This is a genomic window from Acidovorax sp. KPB24-03 (assembly GCF_057546605.1).
Genome location: NZ_BAAJYR010000417.1, coordinates 1 through 3,016, shown reverse-complemented (window position 1 = coordinate 3,016; position 3,016 = coordinate 1). Strand labels below are relative to the sequence as shown.

Genomic DNA, 3,016 nt, shown 5'->3' with positions numbered 1-3,016 from the left:
CCCACCTACAATCCCGAGCCGATGAGCCAGATCACACGCTGCCCGCCTGCGGCACGACCTTCAAGGTCGTCGCGGACCAGTTGCGCATCTCCGATGGGTGGGTGCGGTGCGGGCAGTGCAAGGAAGTCTTCGATGCGGCGGCCCATCTGGTGCGCTCGGCGTCGCAGGACCTGCTGCCGGAGATGGCCATTCCCGAAGCTCCGCGCGCGGCCGTGCGGCCGCCGGCGCCTGCCGAACGGGCCTGGGGGGCTGGCGCGGCGAGCGTGCCGCAACCCTCTCCAACAGCGTCCGCGCCCGGCGTGCCACGCGGGCCCACCGCCTCTGTGGCCCCGGCACCGCCACATTCTTCATTCCCCCCAACGCCAGCGCCAACCGCACCGCTGCCGATGGACGACCCCGCCCCGCCCGCGCCACTGGAGGTGCCGGAGCCGCCGCCGGTGCCGAGCTATCTCACGGCGCGGCCGCTGGCGGCGCCGGGCGTGGAGCCGCCCGCCGACTGGAGCCTGGAGCCTGCGTCTCCGCTGGTTTGGCGAACCCGCTCGAGCGCGACGGATTCCACTGCCGCGCCGGCCAAGCCCGTTCTACCTCCACTGCCATCGGGATGGGCCTTGCCGGGATCGGTGGCTGCCGCTGAACGGCCCATCGGTGCGGTGCCCGCCGCCTCGACACCCCCGCAGGATGAAGCGGCTGTGGCAGGGCGCGCGCACAGCGCACCGCCACCGGAGCCAGCGGGCTATGAACTGCCCTTCGCCGAGTTGCGCGATTCCGAATGGCCCGAGGATCTGGACGATGGGCCGCTGCTCGCCGCCGCCGATGTGCCGGACGGCCACGGGCGGCAGGCTTCGACCGACGATGCCATCGCCAAGGCGGTGGCCATGGACATGGCCCTGGAAGCCATCGATGCCGACACCGATCCGGTGGCCATTGCCACGCAGGCCGGTGGTGGGCTGGAGGGCGTGGTGGCGTTGCCGGCAGAAGCGGCCATCGCCTCCGCGGCCCTGGCCGGTGCGCAGCCTTCCGTTCACCGCCCGCCGCTGCACTCGCCTGCGAAAGACGATGACGAAGACGACGATGCGGTGCATGCCACGGCCGCCGATGAGCCGGGCTTCATGCGCGCCGCGCGCCGCAAGGCCTTCTGGGGCAAGCCGGCGGTGCGGGCCGGCCTGGCCCTGCTGCTGATGGCCCTGGCCGCAGGCCTTGGCCTGCAGATGGCGGTGCAGGAGCGCGACCGGCTGGCATCGCAGTACCCCGGTGCGCGGCCCATCCTCCAGGCGCTGTGCGTGCCGCTGCAATGCGCCATCGCCGCCCCGCGCCGCATCACCGAAGTGGTGATCGACAGCTCGTCCTTCAACAAGGGACGGGGCGACTCGTACCAGCTGGCCTTGTCCATCAAGAGCCGTGCCGGCTTTGCCGTGGCCATGCCGTCGGTGGAGCTCACGCTGACCGACACGCAGGACCGGCCGGTGCTGCGCCGCGTGCTGCAGCCCCAGGACCTGGGGGCTCCCGCGGAGATCGCGCCCGGCGGCGAATGGAGCGGCACCTTGCCCATGGTGGTGGCCACGGGCGGCGCGCGCGTCTCCGGCTACCGTGTTCTGGCTTTCTATCCCTGATCTTCGGATCTTTTCTTCTTCACCGGATTTGTTATGGCTGCCTTGATTTGCGGTTCCCTGGCGTTCGACACCATCATGACTTTCGAGGGCCGCTTCGCCGAGCAGATACTGCCGGACCAGTTGCACATCCTGAACGTCTCGTTCCTCGTGCCTTCCCTGCGCCGGGACTTCGGCGGCTGCGCCGGCAACATCGCCTACAGCCTGAAGCTGCTGGGCGGCGATCCGGTGCCCATGGCCATGCTGGGCAGCGACGGCGCCGGCTATCAGGAGCGCCTGCGCAGCCTGGCCATCGACACGCGCCACGTGGGGCAGGTGGATGACCTCTACACGGCCCAGGCGATGATCATGACCGACCGCGACAACAACCAGATCACGGCCTTCCACCCCGGTGCCATGATGCAGGCCCACCGCTCGCGCATCGTGGCCGAGCCTGACGTGCGCCTGGCCATCATCGCGCCCGATGGCCGCGACGCCATGCTGCAGCACGCCGCGCAACTGGTCGAGGCGGGCATTCCGTTCGTGTTCGATCCGGGCCAGGGCCTGCCCATGTTCAACGGCCAGGAACTGGCGCAGTTCATCGAGCAGGCCACGTGGATCACCGTGAACGACTACGAAGGCCGCATGCTGTGCGAGCGCACGGGCTGGAGCCTGCAGGACATCTCCCGCAAGGTGCGTGGCCTTGTCGTCACGCTGGGCGCCGAGGGCTGCGACGTCTGGGAGAACGGCGAGCGCACCAACGTGCCGGTCGCGGCGCCGGCCGAGGTGGTGGACCCCACCGGCTGCGGTGACGCCTGGCGGGGCGCGCTGCTCTTCGGCCTGGAGCGGGACTGGCCCCTGGTGCGCTGCGCCGCGCTGGGCAACCGCATGGGCGCGCTCAAGATCGCGCAGCGCGGGCCGCAGAACTACGTGGTCGACTTCCACCCCGAGTAAGCCGAGGGCACAGGCCTGCTGCGGCACGATGCGTGTGCAGCAGGCATAAAAAAAACCCGGTGCAGGGCACCGGGTTGGCGGGACTTCCCGTGGACGTGGGCCTTACGGCTTGCCACCCGTGGGGAAGGGCCAGGCGGCCTGGGGGTTCAGCGTGGTCTGGGCTGCAGGCGCGGGCGCAGGGGCCTTGGCGGCTTTCTTGGGCGCGGCGGCCTTCTTGGCGGCCGGTGCTGCGGCAGGCTTCTTGGCAGCAGGTGCGGCCGAGGTCTTCTTCGCCGACGTCACGGCCTTCTTGGTCGCGGTCGCTGGCTTGGCGCTGGCCTTCTTGGCCGCCGGTGCAGCGGCCTTCTTGGCCGGTGCAGCCGACTTCTTCACGGCCGTTGCCTTCTTCGCTGGCGCTGCGGCTTTCTTGGCCGGAGCAGCGGCCTTCTTGGCCGGCGCTGCTGCCTTCTTCGCAGCCGTCACCTTCTTGGCGGGGG

At 70.6% G+C, this 3,016-nt stretch carries 2 protein-coding genes and 1 pseudogene; 2 read left to right on the top strand and 1 reads right to left on the bottom strand.

Annotated elements, in window-relative coordinates; translation table 11 throughout:
- Together AC27KI_RS21900 and AC27KI_RS21895 are read left to right on the top strand one after the other, a co-directional pair.
- On the top strand, positions 1-1,610 hold a 1,610-nt coding region (locus tag AC27KI_RS21900), incomplete at its 5' end, for a zinc-ribbon and DUF3426 domain-containing protein (RefSeq protein WP_487115811.1).
- 33 nt (positions 1,611-1,643) lie between these two features.
- Positions 1,644-2,540 carry a carbohydrate kinase family protein gene (locus AC27KI_RS21895; RefSeq protein WP_487115809.1) on the top strand — a complete coding sequence of 299 codons (897 nt, stop codon included), beginning with the start codon at positions 1,644-1,646 and terminating at the stop codon, positions 2,538-2,540.
- A gap of 102 nt (positions 2,541-2,642) precedes the next feature.
- On the opposite strand, the pseudogene AC27KI_RS21890 reads toward AC27KI_RS21895, so the two are convergent.
- A pseudogene (locus AC27KI_RS21890) lies at positions 2,643-3,016 on the bottom strand (hypothetical protein); the annotation flags it as partial.

Excerpts from the sequence above, each read along its gene's own strand:
- AC27KI_RS21895 (WP_487115809.1), top strand. The coding sequence starts at position 1,644 with ATGGCTGCCTTGATTTGCGGTTCCCTGGCGTTCGACACCATCATGACT.